The sequence below is a fragment of the Pantoea sp. USHLN256 genome (assembly GCF_037149875.1).
Classification (GTDB): Bacteria; Pseudomonadota; Gammaproteobacteria; order Enterobacterales; family Enterobacteriaceae; genus Pantoea; species Pantoea nemavictus.
This window is the reverse complement of sequence record NZ_JBBCQO010000002.1, coordinates 248,077-271,468: the sequence shown is the minus strand read 5'-3', so window position 1 is coordinate 271,468 and position 23,392 is coordinate 248,077. Positions and strand designations below refer to the sequence as shown.

Here is a 23,392-nt window from a genome sequence, read left to right as displayed (position 1 = left end):
TTAGTATAAATAGCGGAGGAGTTGATGATGAGAACAGGCAGACCAAGACAATTTGACCGGGATGAAGCGGTAGTGAAAGCCATGCACCTCTTTTGGCAAAATGGCTACGATTCAACCTCGCTCGCGCAACTGAAAGCATCGATAGGCAAGGGGATAACCGCGCCAAGCTTCTATGCCGCGTTTGGATCGAAAGAAGCACTGTTTGCTGAAGCGGCGAACTGTTATCTGCAAACGCATGCCCAGGTAACGGAAGCGTTGTGGGATAGCCGCTTACCCGCCCGGCAGGCGCTGGAGACGGCGCTGCTGAACTCCGCCAGAATGCAGTACGATCCTTCGCATCCGCGCGGATGCATGGTTGCGCTCAGCGTGATGTCATCCTGCGCTGAAGAGAATCGTCACGTGCTGAGACCGCTTGAGGCGTCGCGCATGCGTACCGGTGCAGGCATTAAGCATTGCGTTGAGAGAGGCATCAGCAGTGGAGAGTTGAAAAATGATGAGGAGACGCTGGCACTGACGGTCAGCTTCAACAGTTTTATGCTGGGCATTTCAACGCTGGCGCGGGATAACGTTCCCCTCGTGGAGGTTGAGCGGGGCATCGCGCAAATGATGAGATTGTGGGATGCGTCGCGGCGCTGATGTGCTTTACATTCCAGCGCGCATTGAGGCCTCAATGCGCGCTGGCGACCTGAGTGAGCGCTTTATTCTTTACGCTGCAGGGTAATGCGAGTTAACTCCGATGGTCGGCCTAAGCGAACCGCCATGCCCGGCCAAAGTGCGGTTCCATTGTTGACATAGAGTTGCATGCCATCCACCTGATACAACCCCGAGACAAAACCCGCGTTAGGTTTGGCAAACAGCCGGTCAAAGCCCACAATCAGGCCGCCGTGCGTATGTCCGGACAGCTGCAGATCGATGTTCTTCACGGCGTTTTGCCGTGCATTGCGCGGCTGGTGATCGAGCAGAATTACCGGCGCATTTTCCGGTGCACCTGCCAACGCCAAATCTAAATCCGGCCCTACGGCACCACGACGTGAAGCTGAGGTATCCGGCATGCCGGCAATCACCAGCTCTGCGCCATGGCGGTTAATCACGGTATGGCGATTAAGCAAAGGTTCCAGCCCCAGCGATGCCAAATGCGCGGTCCAGCGCTCCTGCTCGAAGAAATATTCATGGTTGCCGGTGATGGCAAAAACACCATCAGACGCATGTAAACCGCGCAGTGGCTCCACGTCCGCGCGGCGATTGTGCAACGTGCCATCAATCACATCACCGGTCACCAGAATCAGATCGACATCCAGCGTCATGGCTTTTTGCACCAGCGCGCGCGTCCACTTCTCATTGAACAGTTTGGTGATGTGCATATCGGTCAGCTGCAGCAGCTGATAGCCTTCGAACTCGCGGGGAAGATCTTTAATGGCGATCGTCACATCTTTAACCGGCGGAACGCGTATCGCCTGATAAACGCCGACGGTAGCAAGAATGAAAGCAAAAGCCGCCGCCACATAACGAATCGCCGGCACGATTTCAAACGGATGACGGAATAACAGCGAGATCAGCGCCACCACATCAATCACAAACTGGGTGAGCGCGAGAAACAAAACGGCGCTAAAACCCCAGTTGAACAGAATGACGATGGCGCGGGGCATTTCCGGCGAGAACATGCTGCCGGAGGTAAATCGACTGACCAGCAGATACTGTGAAGCCAGTAACACCAGCAGAGAGAGAACAATTTTTAATAGCAGCGGCATCGCTAACGGGAATATAAACCGCGCGATTACATACCAGCTCGGTATGCTGAAAATCAGATGAAACATCATTCACTTCCCTGGTTTAAGGGCGCTGTTTCAGCGCAAAAAAATCAATACGCAGTGTAGTCTTTACTGATTAGTATGATGGCTTCGCACGTGCTTTTTTTGCGCGTGGCTCACCACGGAGGATGCATGACACGCCAGCAGCTGTTCGACTACATATATCAGCACTATCAGGTAGAACCCGATTATCCCTGGAAAAAACACAGTGAATACGCGGTGCTGCGTCATCCGCGACATCGCAAATGGTTTGCGCTGGTGTTCCCGCTGGAGAGCCACAAACTCGGTTTGCCGGATGGACCGGTGATCGACGTGATGAACATTAAAACCCGGCCCGAACTGAATGGTTCGCTGCGTCAACAGCATGGCGTCTATCCGGCTTACCATATGAATAAAGAGCACTGGCTCAGCATCACGCTGGAAAACGGCTTGCCGGATAGCGAGATTTTAGCCTTGCTTGACGACAGTTTTAGTCTGACGTTTTAGCCACGCTGCGTGACGTTGTCACTACGCGTGTTAACGTGAGCGACGCGATGGCATCATGCGCAATAACGTATTGTCTTTGAACAGATAATGGTGCGCTAAAGCGGCAACCGCGTGAATGCCAATCAGCCAATAGCCATAAGGCGCGAGGGTTTCGTGCCAGTCTGCAATCATGTCAGCAAAATCGGGATCGGGATCGCCACTCACCGGCATCGGAATGCCGAAAATCCACCATGTGCGGCCCATATAGAAGCGCGACAAAATGCCCAGCGTCGGCAATACGATGAAAAACAGGTAGATCGCCAGATGCATCAGATGCGCCAGGCCGGTTTGCCAGTGCGGGGGCTTGGGTATAATTGCCGGGCTGCGATGACGAAAACTCAGCATCACGCGTGACAGCATCAGCACCAGCACACAACTGCCGGCGCTGAAGTGACCAATGATCATCGCGAAGCCTTGCCATGAACCGCGCGTCGCCAGTCCACGAAATTCCATGGTGCAATACGCAGTGACGACCAACAGAAAGGTCAACCAGTGAAGAAATATTTGCGACGGGGCGTATTTGTTGCTCATCTCTAATCCGTAACAATGCCGGGCGGGAGGCATACTTTAACGGAAAAAGCGCTGAATTAATTCATATTTTGACACATCGATAACCGCGAATTAACTTCCCGTTTCGCTTGCCACCAGCAGCTGACTGAGCAGAGATTGCAGTTGCTGCTGTTGCGCATCATCCAGCGTACTCAGCAAGTGGTTTTGCGTTTGCGTATGCACTTGCAGCGCCTGCTCAATCTTTGCGAGGCCAGCGTCGGTGAGCGCCACCAGCGTGCTGCGCTTATCCTCGGGATCGGCGATACGCATAATCAAACCCACGTCTTCCAGTCGATTGAGCCGATTGGTCATGGCGCCCGAAGTCACCAGCAAGGATTTATACAGCTGCGTTGGCGATAAGCGATAGGGCGCATCCGCGCGCCGCAGCGTCGCCAGCACATCAAATTCGCCATCACGGAAACCAAAAGGTGCCAGTGCCGCCGCGCGGGTTTTCGCCAGATGCTGCATGATGCGCAGCATGCGACCAAACACCGCCATTGATGATGCATCCAGCTCAGGCATAGCGCTGGTCCACTGTTCCATTACAAAATCAACGTGATCCGCCAATCTGATTCTCCATTCATTAACTTTTATACATTTTGCACCATCCGTAGCGGCGCGATTTATCGCGCATCTCAATGACGGCTAAATGCGCCCATACAGGCATTGCGCAATAAATTGCGCCGCTACGATTGGTATGTGTTATTCAGCCTTGCCCTCCTAACTTTTAATTTGTTGCTTTGTGCGCAGGGGCTATTGCTGTCGCGAAAAGTATCTTAACGTTAAGATACTTTTAATGTGCAAGGAGTTGCAAAGTGAATCGTACTTTACCTGCGGTTGGGATGTTTGCCTTACTGGTTTTTGTTATCGCGCTGAATCTGCGACCAATTATGGCGGCGATGGGGCCGCTATTTCCGCTGCTGCAACAGGACGCGCACCTTAGCGCCACGCAGCTAAGTCTGCTGACTACCTTACCGGTGATCATGATGGGATTAGCGGCGCTGGCCGGTCCGCTGCTGCTGCGTACGCTTGGCGAAGTGCGTGGCATAGCGGCGGGATTGCTGTTACTGGCGCTGGCCAGCCTGGCGCGTGGATTCGACCAATCCGCCACTGCATTGATTGTCAGCGCGCTGGTGGCGGGCTGTGGCATTGGCTTAATTCAGGCGTTGATGCCAGCGCAGATTAAACGTCACTTCGGCGCGAAAGCGGGCACGCTGATGGCGCTGTTCACCACCGGCATCATGGCAGGCGCAGCGATTGCGGCAGCCAGTGCCGTGCCATTGGCGAACTCCTGGGGCTTGGCGGTAACGCTCGCGATTCCGCTGTTACCTGCTGCGATTGCACTGCTGTTGTGGCTGGTAGGTTCGTCCGGCAGCGCGCCAGCACAACACCGCACCGCTCCCCGCGCGGATCGCGCACGCCGTGCCTGGCTGCTGATGATCTTCTTTGGTATCGGCACCGGCGCTTATACCTTAGTGCTGGCGTGGCTGCCGCCGTTTTATATCCAGCACGGTTGGCTGCCGGAGCAGAGCGGTTACGTGCTGGGGGCTTTAACGCTAACCGAGGTGGTGGCGGGGTTTGTGCTGTCGGCGCTGATTCACCGCTTCCGCGATCGTCGCCGTCCGCTGCTGGTGGTCTTGGCCCTGATTTTGTTGGGTTTGATCAGCCTGATATTACTGGGCGGCGCGCAGGTGTGGCTGCCCACCTTGCTGCTGGGATTGGGCATCGGCGCGTTGTTCCCGCTTTCGCTAATTGTCACGCTGGATCATGCGCACACGCCAGAAGAGGCGGGCGCGCTGCTCTCCTTCGTGCAGGGCGGTGGCTATTTGCTGGCAGCACTAATGCCGCTGATTGCCGGCATGGTGCGCGATCGCGCCGCATCGCTGGATAGCGCGTGGGCAATAATGAGCGTGGGCATTGTGCTGCTAATGGTGATGGCGTTACGTTTCAAACCGCAGCAATAAAGAGTGTGATAAAACGTGGGGCAGTTTTTCGATAACCTCAGGTCGTCATTTATGACGACCTGGCAAACAAGGAGCACATATGTCGCCACAAGTGGGCATCGGCGTGTTAATTTTTCGCGATGGGAAACTGTTGTTAGGGCAGCGTAAAGGTAGCCATGGCGCAGGGGATTGGTCCGCGCCGGGCGGTCATCTGGAATTTGGTGAGGCGCCGGAAGCGTGCGCGCGACGCGAAGTGCTGGAAGAAACCGGCTTGCAGCTCGGTGAGGTGCAAAACGGCGCCTTTGTGAGCGATGTGTTTCCCGAGGTCAACAAGCATTACATCACGCTGTTACTGGTGGCGCAGGACGCTAGCGGCGAGCCGCAGCTGATGGAGCCGGAAAAGTGCAGCGGCTGGCACTGGTTCGCGCCCGAGGAATTGCCTGAACCGTTATTTGCGCCGCTGCGTAGCTGGATTACGCGTGATGGACTGGCGGCGCTGCAGGCGCTGGCGAAATCATCTTAAATGACCAACTTCATCACCGTCACATCTTCATTAGCAATCTCGCGCTGTTCCACATCTTGCCAGCCGAAGCGGCGATAGAGCGCTTGCTGGTCGGGTGTATACAGCCACAGCGCCGCGATGCCACGCAGACGCGCTTCGGCAATTAATTGCGTCACCAAAGCACTCGCCAGGCCTTTGCCACGATGTTCTGACGCGGTAATGACCTCGCCGAGCCAAAACTCGCGCTCGCTGAGATCGCCTAATTCGTAGTGGATGATGCTGGCGGTCGCCATTAACTCGCCAGCTGTGGTGGTCGCTACCAGCGTGACCGTTTTAGCCCGATCCGCGTTGCGTGCCTGCAAGCGCTGCTGAATAACAGACGCATCGCGCCAGTTTGGTAAATCTGACCATTCACGATGCAACATCTGGGTGACTGCATCGAATAACTGTGGCTGCTGCGCCAACGGGCTGATGTGCATGCAGAGTCCTAAAAGTGAGCAGGCGAGAGTGACAACATAGCGGTTAGCTATTGATATTGCCAAACAAACTGCGCACCACGCTGGCGCCCGGCATCATCTGCTGAATACCTTGTTGTCGCCGAGATTCACAGTTAACCTGGCTGGTTGGCTAACGCCACCGCATCTTCACCGGCAGGAATGCGCATCGGCGCATCGGGATCGGTTGCCGCGCGCCACACCGCTTCAGCAACATCGCTCGCTTTGGTGGTCGGCTGCGGCTGTTGCATCGCGTTAAACACGCCATCAAGCAGCGGCTGATACGGTTCAAGCTGGGTGTTTTCCATGCGCGGCATCGCGTTCTTGCCGAAATCGGTGGTGGGAGCCAGACCCGGCAGCACCAGACGCACGTTGATGTTGAACGGTTGTAGCTCCAGCGCCAGCGATTCGGTAAAGGCATTCACTGCGGCTTTACTGCCGGTGTAAACCGCCAGCAGCGGCAAGGATTTCAGTGTGACCGTCGATGTCACGTTGATAATGGTACCGCTCTGCCTGGCACGGAACTGCGGCAGCACAGCCTGCGTCAGTGCAATCGTGCCGAGCGTGTTAGTTTCAAAGACGTCACGCACGGTCGACATTGGCGTGCCTTCCAGCGAGGTCAGCACGCCAATTCCAGCATTATTCACCAGCACATCAATATCGCCCGCTGCGGCGATAGCCTGCTCGATACTGGCCGCATCGCTGACATCCAACTGCAGCAAACGCAGATTATCTGCAGCGGGAAACAGGTCGGCACGCGGATTGCGCATGGTGGCGATCACGTTCCAGCCGCGCTCAAGGAAATAGAGCGCGGTGGCGTGACCAAAGCCGGAAGAACAGCCGGTGATTAGAATCGTTTTCATCTTTCACTCCTGCATTGCCTTAGGGTAGGCGATCACTATAGAGTCAATGTGCTGGACTCACTACAATGCAGAGTCCTACTTTCATTAGCAGGAGTCCAAATGATCGATCCCTTAGCTGAGATGGTTTCGTTGCTACAGCCGCAAGCAGCTTTCTCCAAGCGTGCGCGAGCTAATGGTAGCTGGCGCGTACATCGTAGCGAAACCGGCCAACCATTCTATTGCCTGGTGCTGGCAGGCCGCAGCCAATTGAAGATGAAAGGGCATGCGCCAATAAACCTTGAGCAGGGCGACTTTGTACTGATTCCGGCCGCATGGGAATTTTGCATGACCAGCGCTGAACCACCTGCCGACGATGCGCCAGAAACCGTGCCGCAGATGCTCGCACCCGGCGAGTTCTGGATTGGCGATCAGCAGCAGCCAGCCGACGTGGAAACCTTAATTGGCTATTGCCAGTTCGGCGCGCCCGATGCTGGATTGATCGTCTCGCTGCTGCCGCAGTTTATTCAGGTGCGCGGTGAATCTCGCCTGACCACCTTGGTGCAATTGGTGATGGACGAATGTCGCGCGCAGCGGCCGGCGCGCCATGTGGTGCTGGAGCGCTTGCTGGAGCTGCTATTAATAGAGGCGCTGCGATCGATGCCGATCTGTAATACGTGTCCGGGCGTAATGGGCGGATTAGCCGATGAGCGCCTGGCGGCAGCGATCCGCGCTATTCACGCTAATCCGGCGCACAGCTGGACGGTGGCAGAACTGGCTAAAGCCGCTGCGCTTTCGCGTTCCGCTTTCTTTGTGCGTTTTCGGGCTGCAGTTGGCGTCGCGCCGATGGTTTATCTGCTGACGTGGCGCATGGCGCTCGCGAAAAATCTGCTGCGTGGTAAAAACATGGCGGTAGCCGAAGTGGCGGAGCGCGTCGGTTATCGCTCTGCCAGCGCGTTCAGCGTGGCATTCAGCCGCTACGTCGGCCAGCCACCTGCATGGTTTGCGGCCGAAGAGGATGTTTAGCGATAAAGCTTCAAATTGCCGGTTAAACGGGTAATTTTTTTCCTGGGACCGATCAAACCCAACGCCACCAACTCAATATGATCGCTGTGCGCGTTGGCGATACGTTCGCCATATTCATCGTAGGTTTTGCAGGATTGTGCCAGCGCGCTGAACGGCATCGCAAAGATCTCATTATCGACGCCGCTTATTTGCTGCAACTCGCGCAGGTAATTGCCATCCGCCAATAACACCGGCAGCGGCGCGTAAATAACGCCAGGATAGCTCACGCCATCCTGGCTCTGCTGGTCCGGCCCCACCAAATTGCCTATCAATTTTCCAAAACTAATGCCGATAACGCTACAAGCGTTCATTGCCAATCCTGCGGGCAGTTGCTGATCAATCACGATGGTGCAGCGATGGATGTTTGCGTCGAAATTCATGATACAGCCTTCACTTTGAGTGGGTTTAGAGGTGCGCGGTTCAGCGAATAATCTGGTCTGCCTGGCGCGCATAAATGCGCACCCTACGACGTAGGGTCGCCATTCATGGCGACTTCCGTGCAATGATTCTGATGGCAATCATCAAGTGAAAAGTATGCGGCAAGGCGAAAGAAAAGTGCTTGCGGAATGCATTGCAAAAAGGACGCGTTAGGGATAAAAAATCCCTAAACCGCAAGTCTACGGAAAGGATTATCCCGTTATGAGCTTAAGCAAGACAGATATCAAAATTCTTCAGCAGTTGCAGCAGGACGCGCGCATCACCAACCAACACCTCGCCGACGAAATTGGCCTCTCCGCATCCCCCACCTGGCGCAAAGTGCGCAAGCTGGAAGAGGATGAAGTGATTCAGGGTTATCGTGCGGTACTTAATCGAAAAAAGATTGGCCTTAATGTGATGGTGTTCGTGCGCGTCTCTATTGATAGCCACAGTGAAGCCGAAGCGCGTAAATTCGAACAGGAAGTGATGTCGCTGGATAATGTGGTGTCCTGCTATAGCATCGGCGGCGATGCCGATTTCTTATTGCAGGTGGTGGCGGCAGATATGGATGCGTATGCCGACTTCGCGATGTCGGTTATTCGTAGACTGCCGGGGATAAAAGAGATGCAGAGTATGTTTGTGCTGAAAGAGATAAAGGGCTTGGCGGCCTGGCCATTGAGGACTGGTAGTTAGTCATTCTTATGAAATTTTTATTGGCGATTTCATCAAAAAAGTGTAATTTCTACTTTGTCAAAAAAAATCAATGTATTTTGCATTTTGCTCACTCTATAGAATCGGGCATGCAATAATTATTATGGTCACCGCGTTGAAGGAGCAGCAATGGTTGATATTGAAGAAGTTATAACAAAAAAACGAAATTCACTGAAGGCAGATCGATTAGATATGTCTTTTGGTGAGCTCATGAATATGTATGAGGATGGGGATTTATTCATCACTCCAGAATACCAACGTGCCTTTCGATGGTCGATATTTCAGCAGACTCGATTCATTGAGTCTGTCTTATTAGGAATTCCAATCCCTCCCATTTTTGTAGCTGAAGATGATAAAGGCAAATGGGAGGTGGTGGATGGCCTTCAAAGGATATCAACAATTTTTTCTTTCTTTGGAATATTAGCCAACTTTCCTGAAAGAAATAATCTTAAACTTTGCGAAGGAGAAATGGTTGCGGAACTTGACGAAGTAACCATAGATAATTTTCCAATCAGGCTTAAAACGACAATTAAGAGAGCAGTATGTAGGGTGGAAATTGTTAGGTGGGATAGTAATGAAGATATAAGGTATGAGTTGTTTAATAGGTTAAATACCGGTGCTAGTCCTTTGTCCGATCAAGAAATAAGAAATTGTATTTTTAGATCTTATCCTGTTGATCTTAATCAAGTTTTAAGAGATGTTGCAGTTTTACCAAGTTTTAATCACCTTATAAGCCCATCTCCTACTAAAAAGGAAGAGATGTTCTTAGAAGAATTAGTGCTTCGCTATTTTGCGTTTAAACACTTTGATGGTGATTTTAAGACAACCATTCCTAATTTTCTCTCAGATTTTATGAGAAATGTTTCTAAGGGAGAGATCGAGTTTGATCTTGAAAAAGAAAAACGTTCGATTGTTGAATTTGTTGATTTTTTAGTCAAGAATAATGGTAATAGAATGTTCCGCCCGAAAGGTCCATTTGCTCAACATTTATTTGATTCAGTATCATATGCTATGCCTAAGGTTTTTGATTCCATATTAGGAAATGAAAAAAGAATTCTGAAGGCAATTGAAATTCTATTAAACGATAAGCAGTATCAAGATATTAGTGTGCAAACTTTTTCAACAACGCGAATTCGATTGAGAATGGATCGTGCACTTGAGATATTCAAAAGTGCATAGGTTGATTGATGAAATCAATGAAATGAATGTTTGGCGTGATGGAGAGTTTGCAAAATTTAAAATCAATCCTAATGAAGTTGATTCACAATTATGGGCCAGAATGTGCGTGCCCATGATATATGCTCATTGGGAAGGCTTCGTTGTTAGCTCTTTGAAAATGTTACTCAAGCATCTAAATGCACTAAATTTGAGACCAACTCAAATTCCGACAAAACTCATAGTTGTAGGTTTAGGAGACTATTATAGGACGTTAAGTGGAAAACAATCATTCAGCCAACGTTGTGATTTTACTGATAGGTTCCATAATTTACTTTCAGATACTATTAAATTCAAAACTAAAGTTGAGACAAAATCAAATTTGAAAAGCGAAGTTCTTAATGAACTTTGTCAGATGTTTGATTTTGAATTTAAAAAATTCAAAGAAGTGAATCCAATATTAGATCGTCTGGTCCAAGTGCGAAACTGTATTGCTCATGGTGAGAATTCAATTATACCATCTCAGCAAAACATTGAAGACTATATTAAAGCGGTACAAGACGGTGTCGATATATTAATTGGTGAAATAGATAACTACTTGACTCATCAAAACTATCTCTATGCGCGGTCAGCTTGACAGTTAAGCCTCTTCATAGAAGGGGCTTAATTGAAAATTAGTATAGATAACTATTTGCTTGATGATAAAAGTTGATGATATGCAGCATTATTAGATTGGCTTAATAATTACTGCATCCTTATGACATATTTTACTTTCTGAAGATGATAATTAGATCCAATAGTTAGGCTTTATTTGTTAGCCAAATTCCTAAATCCTCTCTCCCATCTCACAAATCCTTAACTCAAACTAGACGCTAACCCTACCTAGCGTTGATACTCATTTCACCCAATTTCAAACATTAAAAACCTGAAACAAAATAATTCAGTCAGTTAAACAAACCTGAAGCGTACATCCGTACGCAATTTGTCTTTTCTCTGTTGAGGAAAACATTGTGTTTAAATTAAATCCGGTGTTACTAAGCCTTGTGGCTGCGCAAGGCATGATGTTCCCTGTGCTGCCGACAACGGCTGCGATATTAAAGCCCTATACGCCTGAAATTAATGACAATAAGGTGGGGGCGTACTGTTTATGTAATGGCAGCACGCAAACGCTCAGTGGATTACCGCAGTTTACGCCCGGTGAGAATGGCACGGGCAGCGTGACGATTGGTGAGTTGCGCACTATTGGCCGAATTATCAATGACAATGTCATTGGCGAAGCACGACTGCAAATCGGTCAGCAGAGCTATTTAATTGGTATTCCTAATTATGAGGAAAATACTTACACCACATATTCAGTGTTTAAAACGTCTGAAATTGTCGATCTTCCCGCAGTAGGTCTGGATACCGTAGTGCCAGATTATTTTGATGTAAACGACAAACAATATATTAATGCACGCGTCGCTGCCGTCAGCAATGGCACGCTTAATATCGATATTGGCGAGCATAACGCAGCGGCCAATTCCTCAACGAATAGCTGGTCGATGGCGGCGAAGCAAAGCCAGTTATTTACCGCCAGCAACAAAGGCAACCTCAATTGGAATTCCAATAATCGCATCACCTTCACCGCAGGCACCACGCCATACGGCGGCGATCGCCTGGCTTATGACGTGGACAACGTGGTGCAATATGCGGGTGTTTTCACCGTCAACACGCTGGACGGCGGCACCAGCACCTTCAACGTCACCAATCTCAATGATCTACGCAATTACAACGATTGGCTGATCGATCAACTGTCCAACGCCAATCTCAGCACCGACAGCTACAACGCAGAATTTAACAAAGCCTACGCGCTGCGGGACGGACGCGTGGTCTATCGCATGAGCAGCAACAACTTCGACGATGAGGTGGCGCTACCGATTTTCGATCAGGTGGTGCTCAGCGCCGATGGTCCTAAGGCGACGGTCAAAATCAATCGCGGCAAAACGCTGGAGGTGGTGAACAGCAATAGCGTGGTGATGCGCGCCATAAATGGCGCGAAAGCGATTATCAATGGCAAGCTCTCCAGCACCGGTTCTGGCCTGGAGTTGCTCAACGGCGCGCGCGGAATAAACAATGGCGTGATTAATGCCGGTTTTCTTAATAATGCCAACGGCAAAGGCGTCGATAGCAGCACGGTTGGTACGGCCGGTAGCGCGGTGACCGCCAATTACAGTAGCCACTTTATCAATCGAGGCGTCATCAATCTGCAACCCGGTGCGGACTTTAGTACCGGCATCAGTTCCTACAACAGCAAGATAGTGAACCACGGCAATATCAATGTCGGCGTCAGCGACATTTCCGGCGCTGGCGGCGCGGCGGGCGTGCTGCCGAGCAGCGATGGAAACGGTAGTTTCGTGAATGCCAAAGACGGCACTCTCTATATCGGCCGTGCACCGCAGAATCGTAAAAATGATCGCAGCGAAGAGGTCGCCGTTAATTTGAGTGGCGGTGTCAGCGGCATTTATCAGCTGCTGGATTCAAAAGTGATTAACGATGGCCGCATCGTGATTGGTTCCAAAGTACAAAATGCGGTGGGAATGCGGGTAGAACTTGCGCCGAACGCCGTTACCCGCAACAACGGTGTGATCGATGTAAATGGCAAAGCGCAATATCAGCCCCTTGAAAACGTTGGCATGTTGGCGATTAATGCCGGCAGCGGCGGTAAGGTGGGCAATGCTGGCACCATCAATCTTAATGGCGATAACGGCACCGGCCTCAAAGTCATCGCGCGTGATGGTGACAGCGCTAGCGCTTACTCCAGCGGCACCATTAACCTGCGTGGTGATGCCGATCGTTTTAGCGGCACCAACAATACCGCGGTTTGGGTAATAGGTGAGCCGGGCAGCAGCGCTACGGCTAATCTCAGCGGGAAAATTAATTTGCGCGGCACGGCAGGCATCGGCATCCGCGCTGAAGGCAATGCCACAGTCAACGTCACTCCCAGCGCCGTGCCCTCATCCGTAGGCAATGGAGACTTTCTCGCTCAGCGACAAATCAGTTTTTACACCATCGGGCCCAACGCCAAAATCAACTTGCCGGCTAACGGGCACTACGCCACATCTAGTAACGGCGGCACGCTTTTTCGCCTTGAGCAGGGCGCGGATTTTGATGGCCGCGGCACGACGCTCTCCATGAATGCGCCCTTTGCCCTTGGCGTATTTGCCGCTGGCGACGGCAGCGAGATCGCCACTCACGGTGCGACCTTCAATCTGAACAGTGATTACGCTTCCGGGCTGTGGATTACCGACGGTGCACGTGCCACCGTTGATGCGGCAACCAAGGTCAACCTTATCGGTCAAGATGCCCGCTGGGCTCAAGTGGACGGTAATCGCTATTTGTTGCAGGGCTCTGTGGTTAATCCCGATACGCAGTTTAATGAAAATACCTTGTTAACCAACCATGCAGCGCTAAGCGGTAATGATAAATTTCAGCGTGGTTTGATTGCGCGTAATCATGCGCAGGTGATCAATACCGCCAATATCAGCTTAATGGGGTTGGCACCGCAGGCTATCTATGCGACTAACGGCGGCAAGGTGACCAATAGCGGCGTAATCAGCGTCGCCAATAATGGTGTGGCGCTGTATGCCGATGGTTATGAGTTTGTCGGCGACAAGGTGACAACCACTGACATCAACAATACCGGTACGCTGAATATTTACTCGGGCGCCTACGGCTTTGTTGCCTATGACCGGCTATCCCGCATCAATCAAAACAGCACCATGAATCTGTTTGGCGATTACACGGTCGGTGGACTGGTGAGCGCGGGGGGACAGGTAAACCTTGGCCCGCAGAGTAGCGTGGTGTTTCATCATCCGCAGCAGGTGGGCTATCAGATTCAGGATCACGGTTCGCGGCTGATCAGCAATGGTGGCAACGTTAACGTTAGTACTGAAGGTTCGACGCTGTATGAAGTCGCCACAGAGGGGTGGCTCTACCCGCAGGCCGCCGGCACCGTTACGCTCAGCGGCAAAAACACCACCGGTATTGTGGTGTCAGAGTCGGGATCCTACGTGTCTGGGACCGATAATTATCTTGTTACCGGCAAGAATGCCACGGTGATGCGCGCAACCTATAACGCTTCCGGCGTATTAACCAACACCATCACGCTTAACGGACGCAACAATACCGCGGCACAGGCGAGTACCAATGAAACGGAGATCTACGCCGCGGGTTTAATCAACGGCAATGGCCGCCATGCCACCGCTTTTGATGTCAGCGACGGCGCGCGCATTTTCAACCAGTATCAGGGCGCAGTCGATCTGCGCGGCCCCAACAGCACCGGCGCGCGCGTGCATGACGGCGGTAATTTCATTAACCGTGGCAGCATCCATATTGCTTCGGGCACGGGCGTAGACGTCAGCAGCGGCTACGGGCAATACGTGCCAATGGATAGCTCCCTGCGCGTTGACGACGGCATCGCCGCGTTGCGTGTTGGCGACGGTGGCTGGCTAAAAATCTATGGTGACGGGCAGGGCGCGAGCACGATACAAGCGATGCGCAAAGCCGACGGTTTGCTGCTCGATAGCGGTGCGCAGGGCGTTGAAGCCAACGACATCATTATCGGCGCTTTAGGCAGCGGAAGTGCCCTCAATAACCGCGCTGAAACCGCCAACATCTCGCTGGATAACGTGATGCTTGAAGTATCAGGCGGCAACGGCGTGCGTTCGGCCACCTCATTTGATCCTAATGGTCGCGTGCTGATTAACGTCAGCGGTACCGGCACCGGCTATCGCTTCGAAAATGAAGATGGCTCGACCACCAGTAACGATCTGGTGATCGGCAAGGACTATTCGATTCTGGTTTCCACGCAGGGCACCGGCGTCCGCGCCAATACCAGCGGCAGCGTCATTTCGCAGGGGTCGATTAGCATTCGCGATGCTAACGGCGGCTCGGCGATTAAGACCAGCACCGCCAGCCAGGTGATCAATCAGGGATCGATTAGCTCACTCAGTCGCGTCTCTCCGCTAATCGATTTGCGCGGCGGAAACACGGTATTTGTCAATGAAGGCACCATCAACGCACCGTTCCCGGATCAGGTCGTGGTGGCCGGTGGCGCAGGCAATGATGTGATCGCGCTCCTTGATGGTTCGGTAATCGGCGACGTGAATACCGGCAGCGGCAGCGATGAGCTGATCGTTACCGGCGGCACGCTGAACGGCAGCCTGACGATGGGCAGCGGTGCGGCGAATCAGGCGACGGTGCAAAAAGTCAGCCTGGCGGATACGCGCCACATCACCACGGAAAACGGGGCGGGCAGCACGCTTAACCTCAGCACGCTGTCGGCGCGCGGCGGTTCCTTTGCCAGCGATGATGCCAGCAAAGGCACCAACCTCGGCGCGGGCTGGAGCACGCTCAACTTCTTCGATACCCAATGGACGCTGACCGACAATATCAAACTGGCACACAGCACCATCAATATTGATGCCGGCAGTACGTTGTACGCCGGTGATAACGTTAATCCGCTGCTGCAGGGCGCAACCGGCGATTCGCTGGTGGTAAACAACGCCGGTACGCTGGATCTCACCAACGGCGACAACGCAGCGGCGAATACCTTAACCATTGATGGCGATTTGGCATCAACCGGCGGCAACCTGAAACTCAATTCGACGGCAACGCAAAGTGATTTGTTACGCGTCAACGGCAATGCCACGGGCACCACTTTGATTGAGGATAAACTGGCTGGCGGCCCGCTGCTGAATAGCAACCGCGATGGCGTGATAGCTGCCAACGAAGGCGTCTCGCTGGCGCAGGTAACCGGTAACGCCAACGCCACCAGCTTTGTGCTGAAGAATGGCTATGTCGCATCTGGGCCGTGGCAATACGGCTTAGCCAGCTTCGCGCCAGGCAGTTCGGCTGCGGGCGCTTGGGATTATCGTCTCGCCAACACCTTCGTCTGTGAAGACGGCTCGCTGTGCCAGCCGCGAGCGGGCAGCGGCCAGCGTGCGGCGCGCCTGGCCGTTACACCGCAGGTGCCATCGTATATCTCGGCGCCGGTCGGTCTGGCTTACTACTCGCTGGCGGTGACTGACGACTTGCATAAGCGCCTCGGTGAACTGCGTCAGCAGCAAGGCGGGCCTGAAGGCGTGGGCGGCGAGATGTTTATCCGTTATCTCGGCTCTAATCTGAAGTACCAAAGTAATCGCGGTTTAGCCGATTACGGTTACGACTTCGACCTGGATTACAGCGCGGTGCAACTGGGCGGCAATCTGCTGCAGGTGGATGGCGCTGAAGAGAGCCTGCGCGGTGGGGTGGCGTATACGCGGGGTAATACGCGTATTCGTCCACAGGCGGCGGACGGTTACAGCTCCACCAGTTTCGATAGCGACACCATTTCGCTCTACGGCACCTGGCTGCGCGACAGCGGATTCTACCTCGATGGCTCATTGAGTTGGGGCTGGTATCGCGGCGAGACGGATATTGCGCGGCAGAAAGAGGTGGCATCACCGAAAGGCAACGGCTGGACGGCCTCGGTGGAGTCGGGCTATCCGTTCACCTTCGCCAACGGCGTGCGCCTCGAACCGCAGGCGCAAATTACCTGGCTGCAGATGAAGATGGATAGCTTCACCGATCGTGATAACACCCGCGTGTCGTATAACGATTACGATCAAACCATTGGCCGCCTCGGCGCGCGCCTCGATCGCACCTGGCAAGACGGCAGCCAGAACGCCTATACGCCATATGTTCGCGCCAATTACTACAAAGGCTGGGGCGGCACTGCGAAAACCAAAATTGGTGCGGCGGATGCAGAAGGCAGTCAAACGTTTGACAGCGGTAAAATCGGCCAGATGTGGGATGTCGGCCTGGGCGGCAGCGCAACGCTAAACAAGGATGTATCGTTGTATGCCGAAGCGGATTACCGCAAAGAGATCGACGGCAACGGTGCCAAAGGCTGGCGCTATAATGCAGGCGTTAGGTGGTCATTTTGATTGATCCAGGTCGCCATGAATGGCGTAATGCTCGTCAGTTAAGCAGCACACTGGCTCCGCGGGGGTTATCTGGTCGCCATGAATGGCGACCCTACAGGCGTTATAGCGATGGTGATTTGGAAAAACGCATTGATGCTGCAGCGCGGGTGTTGAGGCGACATCCCAGCCCGCTGAGCGAGTGAGGGATTCCAGGGCGAGCCGCAGGGATGCGGCGAGAGGCGGCGCTGAGCAGGAGCGAATCGCCGCCGGTCCGTCAGGAATCGTGAGGGAGTGAAGGCACCGCGTAGCGGCGGGATGGGCTGGCGCAGGGCCGGGGAGTGAAGAGGGCGTGGCCCAGACGCCCTCTTCTCGGTCGCCGCACGGCGTAGATGAAACTGCCTCAGCCGATGGCGAACGAAAGTCGCTCAGCGCTTAACTGATCGGCATTACGCCATGAATGGCGCCCCTACAAATTTCACGCTTCGTAGAGGCGCCATTTATGTGACCGAAAAAACGCTTAACTGACGTTCAACACGCTATGGATGGCAACCGTTCGAATCCCTTTCAAACTTCGTCGGTAAAATAAATTCTGCTTGGATTTAATATACGCTTTCGCTACATTCGAATCATACTTGAATTAACGCGCCTATTGCCAATCAATTTCGCACATAGTTAACCCATTATTTGACTTAATATGATAAGGAACTTCATTCGATGATCACTTCGGCTGCTGAGCTACATCGCTTTTTGCTAAAAAACCAAAATTTTGATTTCCATCCTGAACATTCTCGCGATCTTGATCTGTATCGAAAAATGAAACAGCGGTTGGATTTACCCGAAGGTGAGTTCATTTCAGCATTGGAGTCGCGTCATGTTTCTGCCGAAGCATATTTGCGCGCCTTGATTGCTGTAGCAGAACCGTTATCTAAAATGTATGCCGATATTATTAATTATTGTGAACGTTTTAACTTCCTTACAGCAAGCGGCGAAGGTTTAATTCAATGGCAAGTTGAAACAGACAGTGGTAACGTGGATTTTACCATGGAAGCATTTCGTCATTTTGAACAACTCAAAACCTTGATGCCCGGAGATTACGAGCAGATGCGGCGGGTCAAGAATGATGTGATGGATTGGATGGGGCATGAAGTTATTAATAAACTTTCCATTGATATTAGCGATAATAACATTGACTGGAGTGCATTAGAGCTTTTTTCAATTCTTAAACGCGCAAACAAAATCTACGGCGATGAACATTATACTATCTTTAAGGGGTTGAATAATTGTTACATTGGCGATAGACATCATGAAAAAAATGGCCATATTGAAGAAGTTGTCGAAAATCATCCTGGTTATGCTGAGTTACTAACTGAAGTCCAAACCCATTTCAGCAATGAAAATATCGAACAAATTGCCAGTGAATTTATTGAATTGCCCTTCTGGAAATTCAGATGGCAAGTGTATGAAATCTGGGTAATTGCTATTAGCTGTCAGCAATTATCCCGCTGCGGATTCCAGCTCAAAGCCGCGCAAGATGGCCGCTCGCCGCTGGCGCTAGGAAAAACAGTAACGCTTGCGACGCATCCGCATTCTGATTACAAGTTGATTTATCAACCCCGCTATGTGAACCAAGATAATGATGCTATTCATCCCGATTTAGTGCTTACCACTGATGAAAATGTTACTGCTCAAAACTCAACGTTAATTATCGAATGTAAACAACGTATCGAATTGACCGATGCGCATATTGATATTGTGTTCAATAAATATTCTGCCGGTGTTTGTCCGCAACATGGACAGGTGGTGGTAGTTAATTATGATGGCATTGATAATCACCGTCATGTGAATAACAGTCGCCAAATGCTTTTCACCCAAGTCTCACCAGATACGACAGAAACTCAGGCGTTTGAAGATTTTTTACAACAAACACACCTCTTTAAACGCCATCTCAATGAAGTATGGTATATCGATATATCACATAGCATGCGCCATTATTTTAATGGGGAATTCCAGGATTTTGTTACCGAGAAGGCGGATTTATCCGCTGAAGGCGGGCAGGTTAAAATTTGGACCTTTGCCCATGAGGTTATGAGTTATGAAGGGGAGAGCTATCCCGGGTTAATAGATATGTCGGGTGAAACTGACGGGGTAAATAATGAGGTTAGAGGAATGGAAAGGTTGTGCCAGCACATAATCAGCCAACAAATACATTATCCTGGAAGTCGCATTTATATCATTACTGATTTAGTGGATGATTTAGGTTACATGCTTAGGCAACAGGGTATTGAGTCAGACACCGTGAGTATAATTAATCCCAGTAAGTAATGTTTCGAGATATGGAATAACTCTTGCATCACCTTGTGCGATAAATCCTTTACACAGGGCGATGTAAGTGAACCTCAACACCTATAAATACTTCAACGAAGTCGCTGCCACCGGATCGATCAGGCGCGCAGCGGATCGTCTGCACGTCGCGCCCTCGGCCATTAGTCGGCAAATCGCCTTACTCGAACATACGCTTGGCGTGATGCTGCTTGAACGTAGTAATACCGGCATTCGCCTGACCCCGGCAGGCATGATGCTCGAGCGCTTTACGCGCAAGATGTGTCGCGACCTCGATCGCATTCACGAGTCGATCAAAAACTTAAAAGGGTTGCGCGAAGGCGAAGTGAAAATTTGGGTGATTGAAGCGGTGGTACAGGCTATTTTACCGCGCATCATGACTGACTTTAATGAAAACTACCCCGCGATTCAGTTCTCCATTAACAGCGAATCTTCCGATCGGACCATTGAAGCCATCATTCGTGATGAGATCGATATTGGCATCGTCTTCAACATGGGCGATCGCCCTGGAATAGAAGTGATTAAGCGCTGTCCTGCACCAATTCAGTGCCTGGTTTCCCCGCAGCATCCGCTTACCCAGCACCAATCCCTTACCCTTGAAGACATCTGTTTTTATCCGGTGGCGCTGCCGGTGTCCAGTTTTGGCATGCGGCAAACTTTCGACAAAGTCACGCGCAGCCTGCATCTCAACCCGCGTTCGATAGTGAACACCAACAATCTCGAACTGACCAAAGCGATGGCCATTGCCGGGCGCACGTTAACCATTGGTCCGAAACAAATAGCCGCACGTGAAATAGAACAGAACAGATTGATTGCCATACCGATTGATAACGAAGCCATGGAATCGGCCAACATCGAGATCTGTGTGCATCGCGACCGCACGCTCTCCTTTGCCGCCCATCAATTTCTCAAGCATGTGTGCCGGGAATTTAATTGAGTGATCGACCCGGTTGGTAGCGTCGCGATTTTTGGCGACCGGATCGAGGTGCTGCACGTCCCGCGCGTTCTAAAAGCGGCAACGCCGCGTGCTGCATTCGATATTACAGCTGGCAGGAAAGTGCATGGTACTTATTAGTCATCGCTGCAGACAGGCAAAAATCCACCAGGGGGAAATCGATGCCGAGCATCATGACTAACGGAATTCGCACCCATTATAAAATTGCGGGACAGGGACCGACGATCATTTTTGTCTCCGGACTCGGCGGAACCGCCGCTTACTGGCAACCACAGGTCAGTGCTTTCGCGGATGACTTTACCGTGGTGACTTACGATCAACGTGGTGCGGGCCAGTCCGATCATCCTACCGGACCTTACAGCATCGATACGCTGGTGGACGATTTGCAGGCGTTGATTGCCGCGCTGCAACTGCATCGTCCGATTTTAGTCGGGCACTCTACCGGCGGCGCGATTGGCCAGATTCTGGCGGCACGTCAACCGCAGCTGCTGGCGGGCATGGTGCAGTACGCCAGCTGGGCCAAGTCAGATATGCATTTCAACTGGTGCTTCCGTATGCGCCGTGCGCTGCTGCTAGGTAGCTCACTGGAAGAGTATGTGCATGGCAGCGCGCTTTTTCTCTATCCGCCAGAACATATCAAGGCCAACGCCGACACCTTATCGCCCGCGCTGCTGGCTTCGGCAACACGCTTTCCGGCGCGCGACGTGGTGCTGAGCCGTATTGACGCGATTATGGCGCACGATGCCAGCGCCGCGCTGCCACAAATCCAAACGCCAACGCTGGTGATGTGTGCGCAGGACGACATTCTGACGCCGCCCTATCAATCACGCCTGCTGGCCGAGAACATCCCCGGCGCGCAGCTGAAAATTGTGCCGCAGGGTGGCCACAGTTTTTCCGAGACTGAAACCCCGCTGTTTAACCAAATTACCCGAGACTTTATGGCGAGCCTTCACTCGCCTGTGCATTGAATCGAGGAGTTGAAATGACTAGCGCGAAAAATGTTGAGTTCGGCGTCTTTCTGCCGGTTGGCAACGGCGGCTGGATTACCTCTACCACCAGCCCGCAGCTACCAGCCACATACGATTACAACAAGCAGGTGGCGATGCTAGCGGAACAGCTGGGATTTGATTTTGCGCTGTCGATGGCGAAATGGCGCGGCTACGGTGGGCCCTCACAGCATTGGGACGTGACGCTGGAAAGCCTGACCACCATGGCGGGGATTGCCGAAGCCACCAGCCGTATTGGCGTGTGGGGCACGGTACACACCATGGTGTTTCATCCGGCGGTGGTAGCGAAAATGAGCGCGGTGCTGGATCAAATCTCGCAGGGACGTTTTGGTCTGAATATCGTCTCCGGTTCAAATCCCACCGATCAGGGGCAAATGGGCTTGTGGATGGATCTCGATCATGCCGAGCGCTACGAACTGGCGGCGGAGTGGCTGACGGTGCTGAAGCGGTTATGGACGGAAGATCGCGTCGATCATAACGGCAAGCATTACCAACTGACCGATTGCATGTCGAACCCAAAACCGGCATCGCCGCCACCGATTATCTGTGCTGGCGCCTCAGACCGCGGTTTTCTGTTCACTATGGAGCACTGTACCGGCAGCTTTATGCTCGGTTCGGATCACGACGACTTCATCAAAACCGGGCTGCGTGCCAAAGAACTCGCTATGCAGCAGGGCAAACCGGACTTCAAAACCTACGGGCTTTTCACCATCGTGCCAGGCGCAACGGATGCTGAAGCACATGAGCGGGTGGCGCTGTATGACGCGGGCGTCGACACCATCGCGCTGGATAATCAGACGCGCGAATACTCCGGCGATAAGAGCTTCAAGCAGAACACCATGGCGCAACGTTTTGTGTCGCAGGGCGAGCAGCGCAACTCCATGACGCGCGCCGCGTTGGTCGGGTCGCCTGAAACCATCGGCAGCAAATTGGCCGCGATTATTAAAGGCGCACAACTTGATGGTGTGACGGTGATAGTACCGGACTTTATTGACGATTTGCGCACGGTTGGCACTGAGGTGCTGGAAGTGCTGGAGCAGCATGGCGTCAACACCCACGCACGCGAATACCAACGCGCGAATGCAGTGTAGTGCCGTCATTGATGGCGATTGGGAACAATACATAGTCACCCACCTTTTTTCCGCGATGCGGATTGCCAGGAGTCGAGCGATGAAAATGAAAATGATGTTGGCTGTTGCAGTAGCGGCGGCGATGGGCAGCAGCGCCATGGTGCAAGCCGATGAGAGCAAACCACGCGTGGCGGCACTGTTCACGCAGACTGTCACCCAAGGTTCATGGGATATGGCGGGTTATGCCGCATTCAAATCGATGGCCACGCAACAGGGTTTCGCGCCGAGCTATCTTGAACATACCACTTACGAAGCAGCGCCATCGGTGTTACGCCAGCTCGCCTCTGACGGCGTGAAGCTAATCATTGCGCACTCATCCGGCTATTCCGCGGCGATCAAAGAGGTGGCACCGGCATTCCCCAACACTCAGTTTGTCCTCTATTCCTATGAGGGTTCGACCAATAATCTACCTAACTACTCGGCATGGTCAGTGGATTGGGATGAATACGGTTTTGTGCTCGGTGCTCTGGCGGCCTCCGCCAGTAAAAGCGGGCATATTGCGGTCATCAGCGGTGAACCGATTCCGTCGGCAGAACGCACCGTGCAGTTCATCAAGAAAGGTGCCGCCTATGTTAATCCCAAGGTCGTGGTCGATTCCGCCTACGTTGGCTCCTTTACTGACGTGGCGCGCGCCAAAGAGATCGCGACAGGCGCCATCGCGCGCGGTGCCGATTTCGTTATTCCTTCTGCTGATACCGCCGATGCCGGGATTCAACAAGCGGCGGATGAAGAGGGCGTGCTGACCATTGGTTCTTATACCGATCAAGCCAAATCGTTTCCTAACTCGATTATGACCTCAACGGTGATGAACTTTGATAAATCCTACGCCGATATCGGCAAGCATTATGCCGATCATCAGTTAGGCAATCGCATCATTACCGAAAACCTGAAAACCAACGGCTGGACCCTGTCGAAACCCTTTGCCCACGTGGATAAAGCGGTGCAGGACAAGGTGTTTAAGGTGATGGACGACATCAAATCCGGCAAGGTCAAGGTTGAGGATTGATA

20 protein-coding genes are annotated in these 23,392 nt (G+C 52.3%); 14 read left to right on the top strand and 6 right to left on the bottom strand.

The features are described 5' to 3' along the window. Positions 1-24: 24 nt before the first annotated feature. Positions 25-636 carry a TetR/AcrR family transcriptional regulator gene (locus tag WFL93_RS06405; protein WP_336777573.1) on the top strand — a complete coding sequence of 204 codons (612 nt, stop codon included), beginning with the start codon at positions 25-27 and terminating at the stop codon, positions 634-636. Positions 637-698: 62 nt separating this feature from the next. Here the strand turns inward: WFL93_RS06405 and WFL93_RS06400 are convergent, their stop codons facing one another. Further along, positions 699-1,814, bottom strand: coding sequence for a metallophosphoesterase (locus WFL93_RS06400; RefSeq protein WP_336777959.1), 1,116 nt, complete (start codon positions 1,812-1,814; stop codon positions 699-701). Between the two features lie 126 nt (positions 1,815-1,940). Between WFL93_RS06400 and WFL93_RS06395 the strand changes: the two genes are divergently transcribed. Then, the gene (locus tag WFL93_RS06395) at positions 1,941-2,294 is read left to right on the top strand and encodes an MmcQ/YjbR family DNA-binding protein (RefSeq protein ID WP_336777572.1); all 354 of its coding nucleotides are present in this window, start codon (positions 1,941-1,943) and stop codon (positions 2,292-2,294) included. Positions 2,295-2,324: 30 nt separating this feature from the next. On the opposite strand, the gene cybB is transcribed toward WFL93_RS06395, so the two are convergent. Continuing rightward, positions 2,325-2,864 (bottom strand): cytochrome b561, encoded by a 540-nt coding sequence (gene cybB, locus WFL93_RS06390; protein WP_336777571.1) that lies wholly within the window; start codon positions 2,862-2,864, stop codon positions 2,325-2,327. A gap of 90 nt (positions 2,865-2,954) precedes the next feature. Continuing rightward, positions 2,955-3,449, bottom strand: a complete 495-nt coding sequence (locus WFL93_RS06385; RefSeq protein ID WP_336777570.1) for a MarR family winged helix-turn-helix transcriptional regulator — start codon at positions 3,447-3,449, stop codon at positions 2,955-2,957. Between the two features lie 248 nt (positions 3,450-3,697). On the opposite strand from WFL93_RS06385, the gene WFL93_RS06380 reads away from it, so the two are divergent. Then, positions 3,698-4,846: an MFS transporter gene (locus tag WFL93_RS06380; protein WP_336777569.1), complete on the top strand. Its 1,149-nt coding sequence runs from the start codon at positions 3,698-3,700 to the stop codon at positions 4,844-4,846. Positions 4,847-4,925: 79 nt separating this feature from the next. Beyond that, positions 4,926-5,348: a nucleotide triphosphate diphosphatase NUDT15 gene (locus tag WFL93_RS06375; RefSeq protein WP_180823906.1), complete on the top strand. Its 423-nt coding sequence runs from the start codon at positions 4,926-4,928 to the stop codon at positions 5,346-5,348. Here WFL93_RS06375 and WFL93_RS06370 read toward each other — a convergent pair. Both WFL93_RS06370 and WFL93_RS06365 read right to left on the bottom strand, forming a co-directional pair. Then, complete coding sequence (locus WFL93_RS06370; RefSeq protein WP_336777568.1) at positions 5,345-5,806, bottom strand: GNAT family N-acetyltransferase; 462 nt, start codon at positions 5,804-5,806, stop codon at positions 5,345-5,347. The two genes, WFL93_RS06375 and WFL93_RS06370, sit on opposite strands and share 4 nt — an antisense overlap. 131 nt (positions 5,807-5,937) lie before the next feature. Then, positions 5,938-6,684: an SDR family oxidoreductase gene (locus tag WFL93_RS06365; RefSeq protein WP_049853370.1), complete on the bottom strand. Its 747-nt coding sequence runs from the start codon at positions 6,682-6,684 to the stop codon at positions 5,938-5,940. 99 nt (positions 6,685-6,783) lie between these two features. On the opposite strand from WFL93_RS06365, the gene WFL93_RS06360 reads away from it, so the two are divergent. Next, a complete protein-coding gene (locus tag WFL93_RS06360) occupies positions 6,784-7,686 on the top strand; it encodes an AraC family transcriptional regulator (protein WP_336777567.1) in 903 nt (300 codons plus the stop codon). Here WFL93_RS06360 and WFL93_RS06355 read toward each other — a convergent pair. Continuing rightward, entirely contained in the window at positions 7,683-8,105 is a 423-nt protein-coding gene (locus tag WFL93_RS06355) for a DUF2000 domain-containing protein (RefSeq protein ID WP_336777566.1), read from the bottom strand. The genes WFL93_RS06360 and WFL93_RS06355 overlap by 4 nt on opposite strands. A gap of 259 nt (positions 8,106-8,364) precedes the next feature. Between WFL93_RS06355 and WFL93_RS06350 the strand changes: the two genes are divergently transcribed. The 9 genes from WFL93_RS06350 (at position 8,365) to WFL93_RS06310 (ending at position 23,390) form a co-directional block, all read left to right on the top strand. Beyond that, positions 8,365-8,835 (top strand): Lrp/AsnC family transcriptional regulator, encoded by a 471-nt coding sequence (locus WFL93_RS06350; protein ID WP_336777565.1) that lies wholly within the window; start codon positions 8,365-8,367, stop codon positions 8,833-8,835. Positions 8,836-8,982: 147 nt separating this feature from the next. Further along, positions 8,983-10,032: a DUF262 domain-containing protein gene (locus tag WFL93_RS06345; protein WP_336777564.1), complete on the top strand. Its 1,050-nt coding sequence runs from the start codon at positions 8,983-8,985 to the stop codon at positions 10,030-10,032. A gap of 1 nt (position 10,033) precedes the next feature. Continuing rightward, positions 10,034-10,645 (top strand): MAE_28990/MAE_18760 family HEPN-like nuclease, encoded by a 612-nt coding sequence (locus tag WFL93_RS06340; protein ID WP_336777563.1) that lies wholly within the window; start codon positions 10,034-10,036, stop codon positions 10,643-10,645. Between the two features lie 373 nt (positions 10,646-11,018). Beyond that, a complete protein-coding gene (locus WFL93_RS06335; RefSeq protein WP_336777562.1) occupies positions 11,019-16,973 on the top strand; it encodes an autotransporter outer membrane beta-barrel domain-containing protein in 5,955 nt (1,984 codons plus the stop codon). 693 nt (positions 16,974-17,666) lie between these two features. After that, positions 17,667-19,274, top strand: coding sequence for a hypothetical protein (locus WFL93_RS06330; RefSeq protein WP_336777561.1), 1,608 nt, complete (start codon positions 17,667-17,669; stop codon positions 19,272-19,274). Between the two features lie 67 nt (positions 19,275-19,341). Continuing rightward, positions 19,342-20,229, top strand: coding sequence for a LysR family transcriptional regulator (locus WFL93_RS06325; RefSeq protein ID WP_336777560.1), 888 nt, complete (start codon positions 19,342-19,344; stop codon positions 20,227-20,229). Between the two features lie 179 nt (positions 20,230-20,408). Beyond that, positions 20,409-21,215 carry an alpha/beta fold hydrolase gene (locus WFL93_RS06320; RefSeq protein ID WP_336777559.1) on the top strand — a complete coding sequence of 269 codons (807 nt, stop codon included), beginning with the start codon at positions 20,409-20,411 and terminating at the stop codon, positions 21,213-21,215. 14 nt (positions 21,216-21,229) lie between these two features. Continuing rightward, positions 21,230-22,345: an LLM class flavin-dependent oxidoreductase gene (locus WFL93_RS06315; protein ID WP_336777558.1), complete on the top strand. Its 1,116-nt coding sequence runs from the start codon at positions 21,230-21,232 to the stop codon at positions 22,343-22,345. A 79-nt stretch (positions 22,346-22,424) separates the two neighbouring features. Beyond that, positions 22,425-23,390: a BMP family protein gene (locus WFL93_RS06310; RefSeq protein WP_336777557.1), complete on the top strand. Its 966-nt coding sequence runs from the start codon at positions 22,425-22,427 to the stop codon at positions 23,388-23,390. The last annotated feature ends 2 nt before the right edge of the window (positions 23,391-23,392 follow it).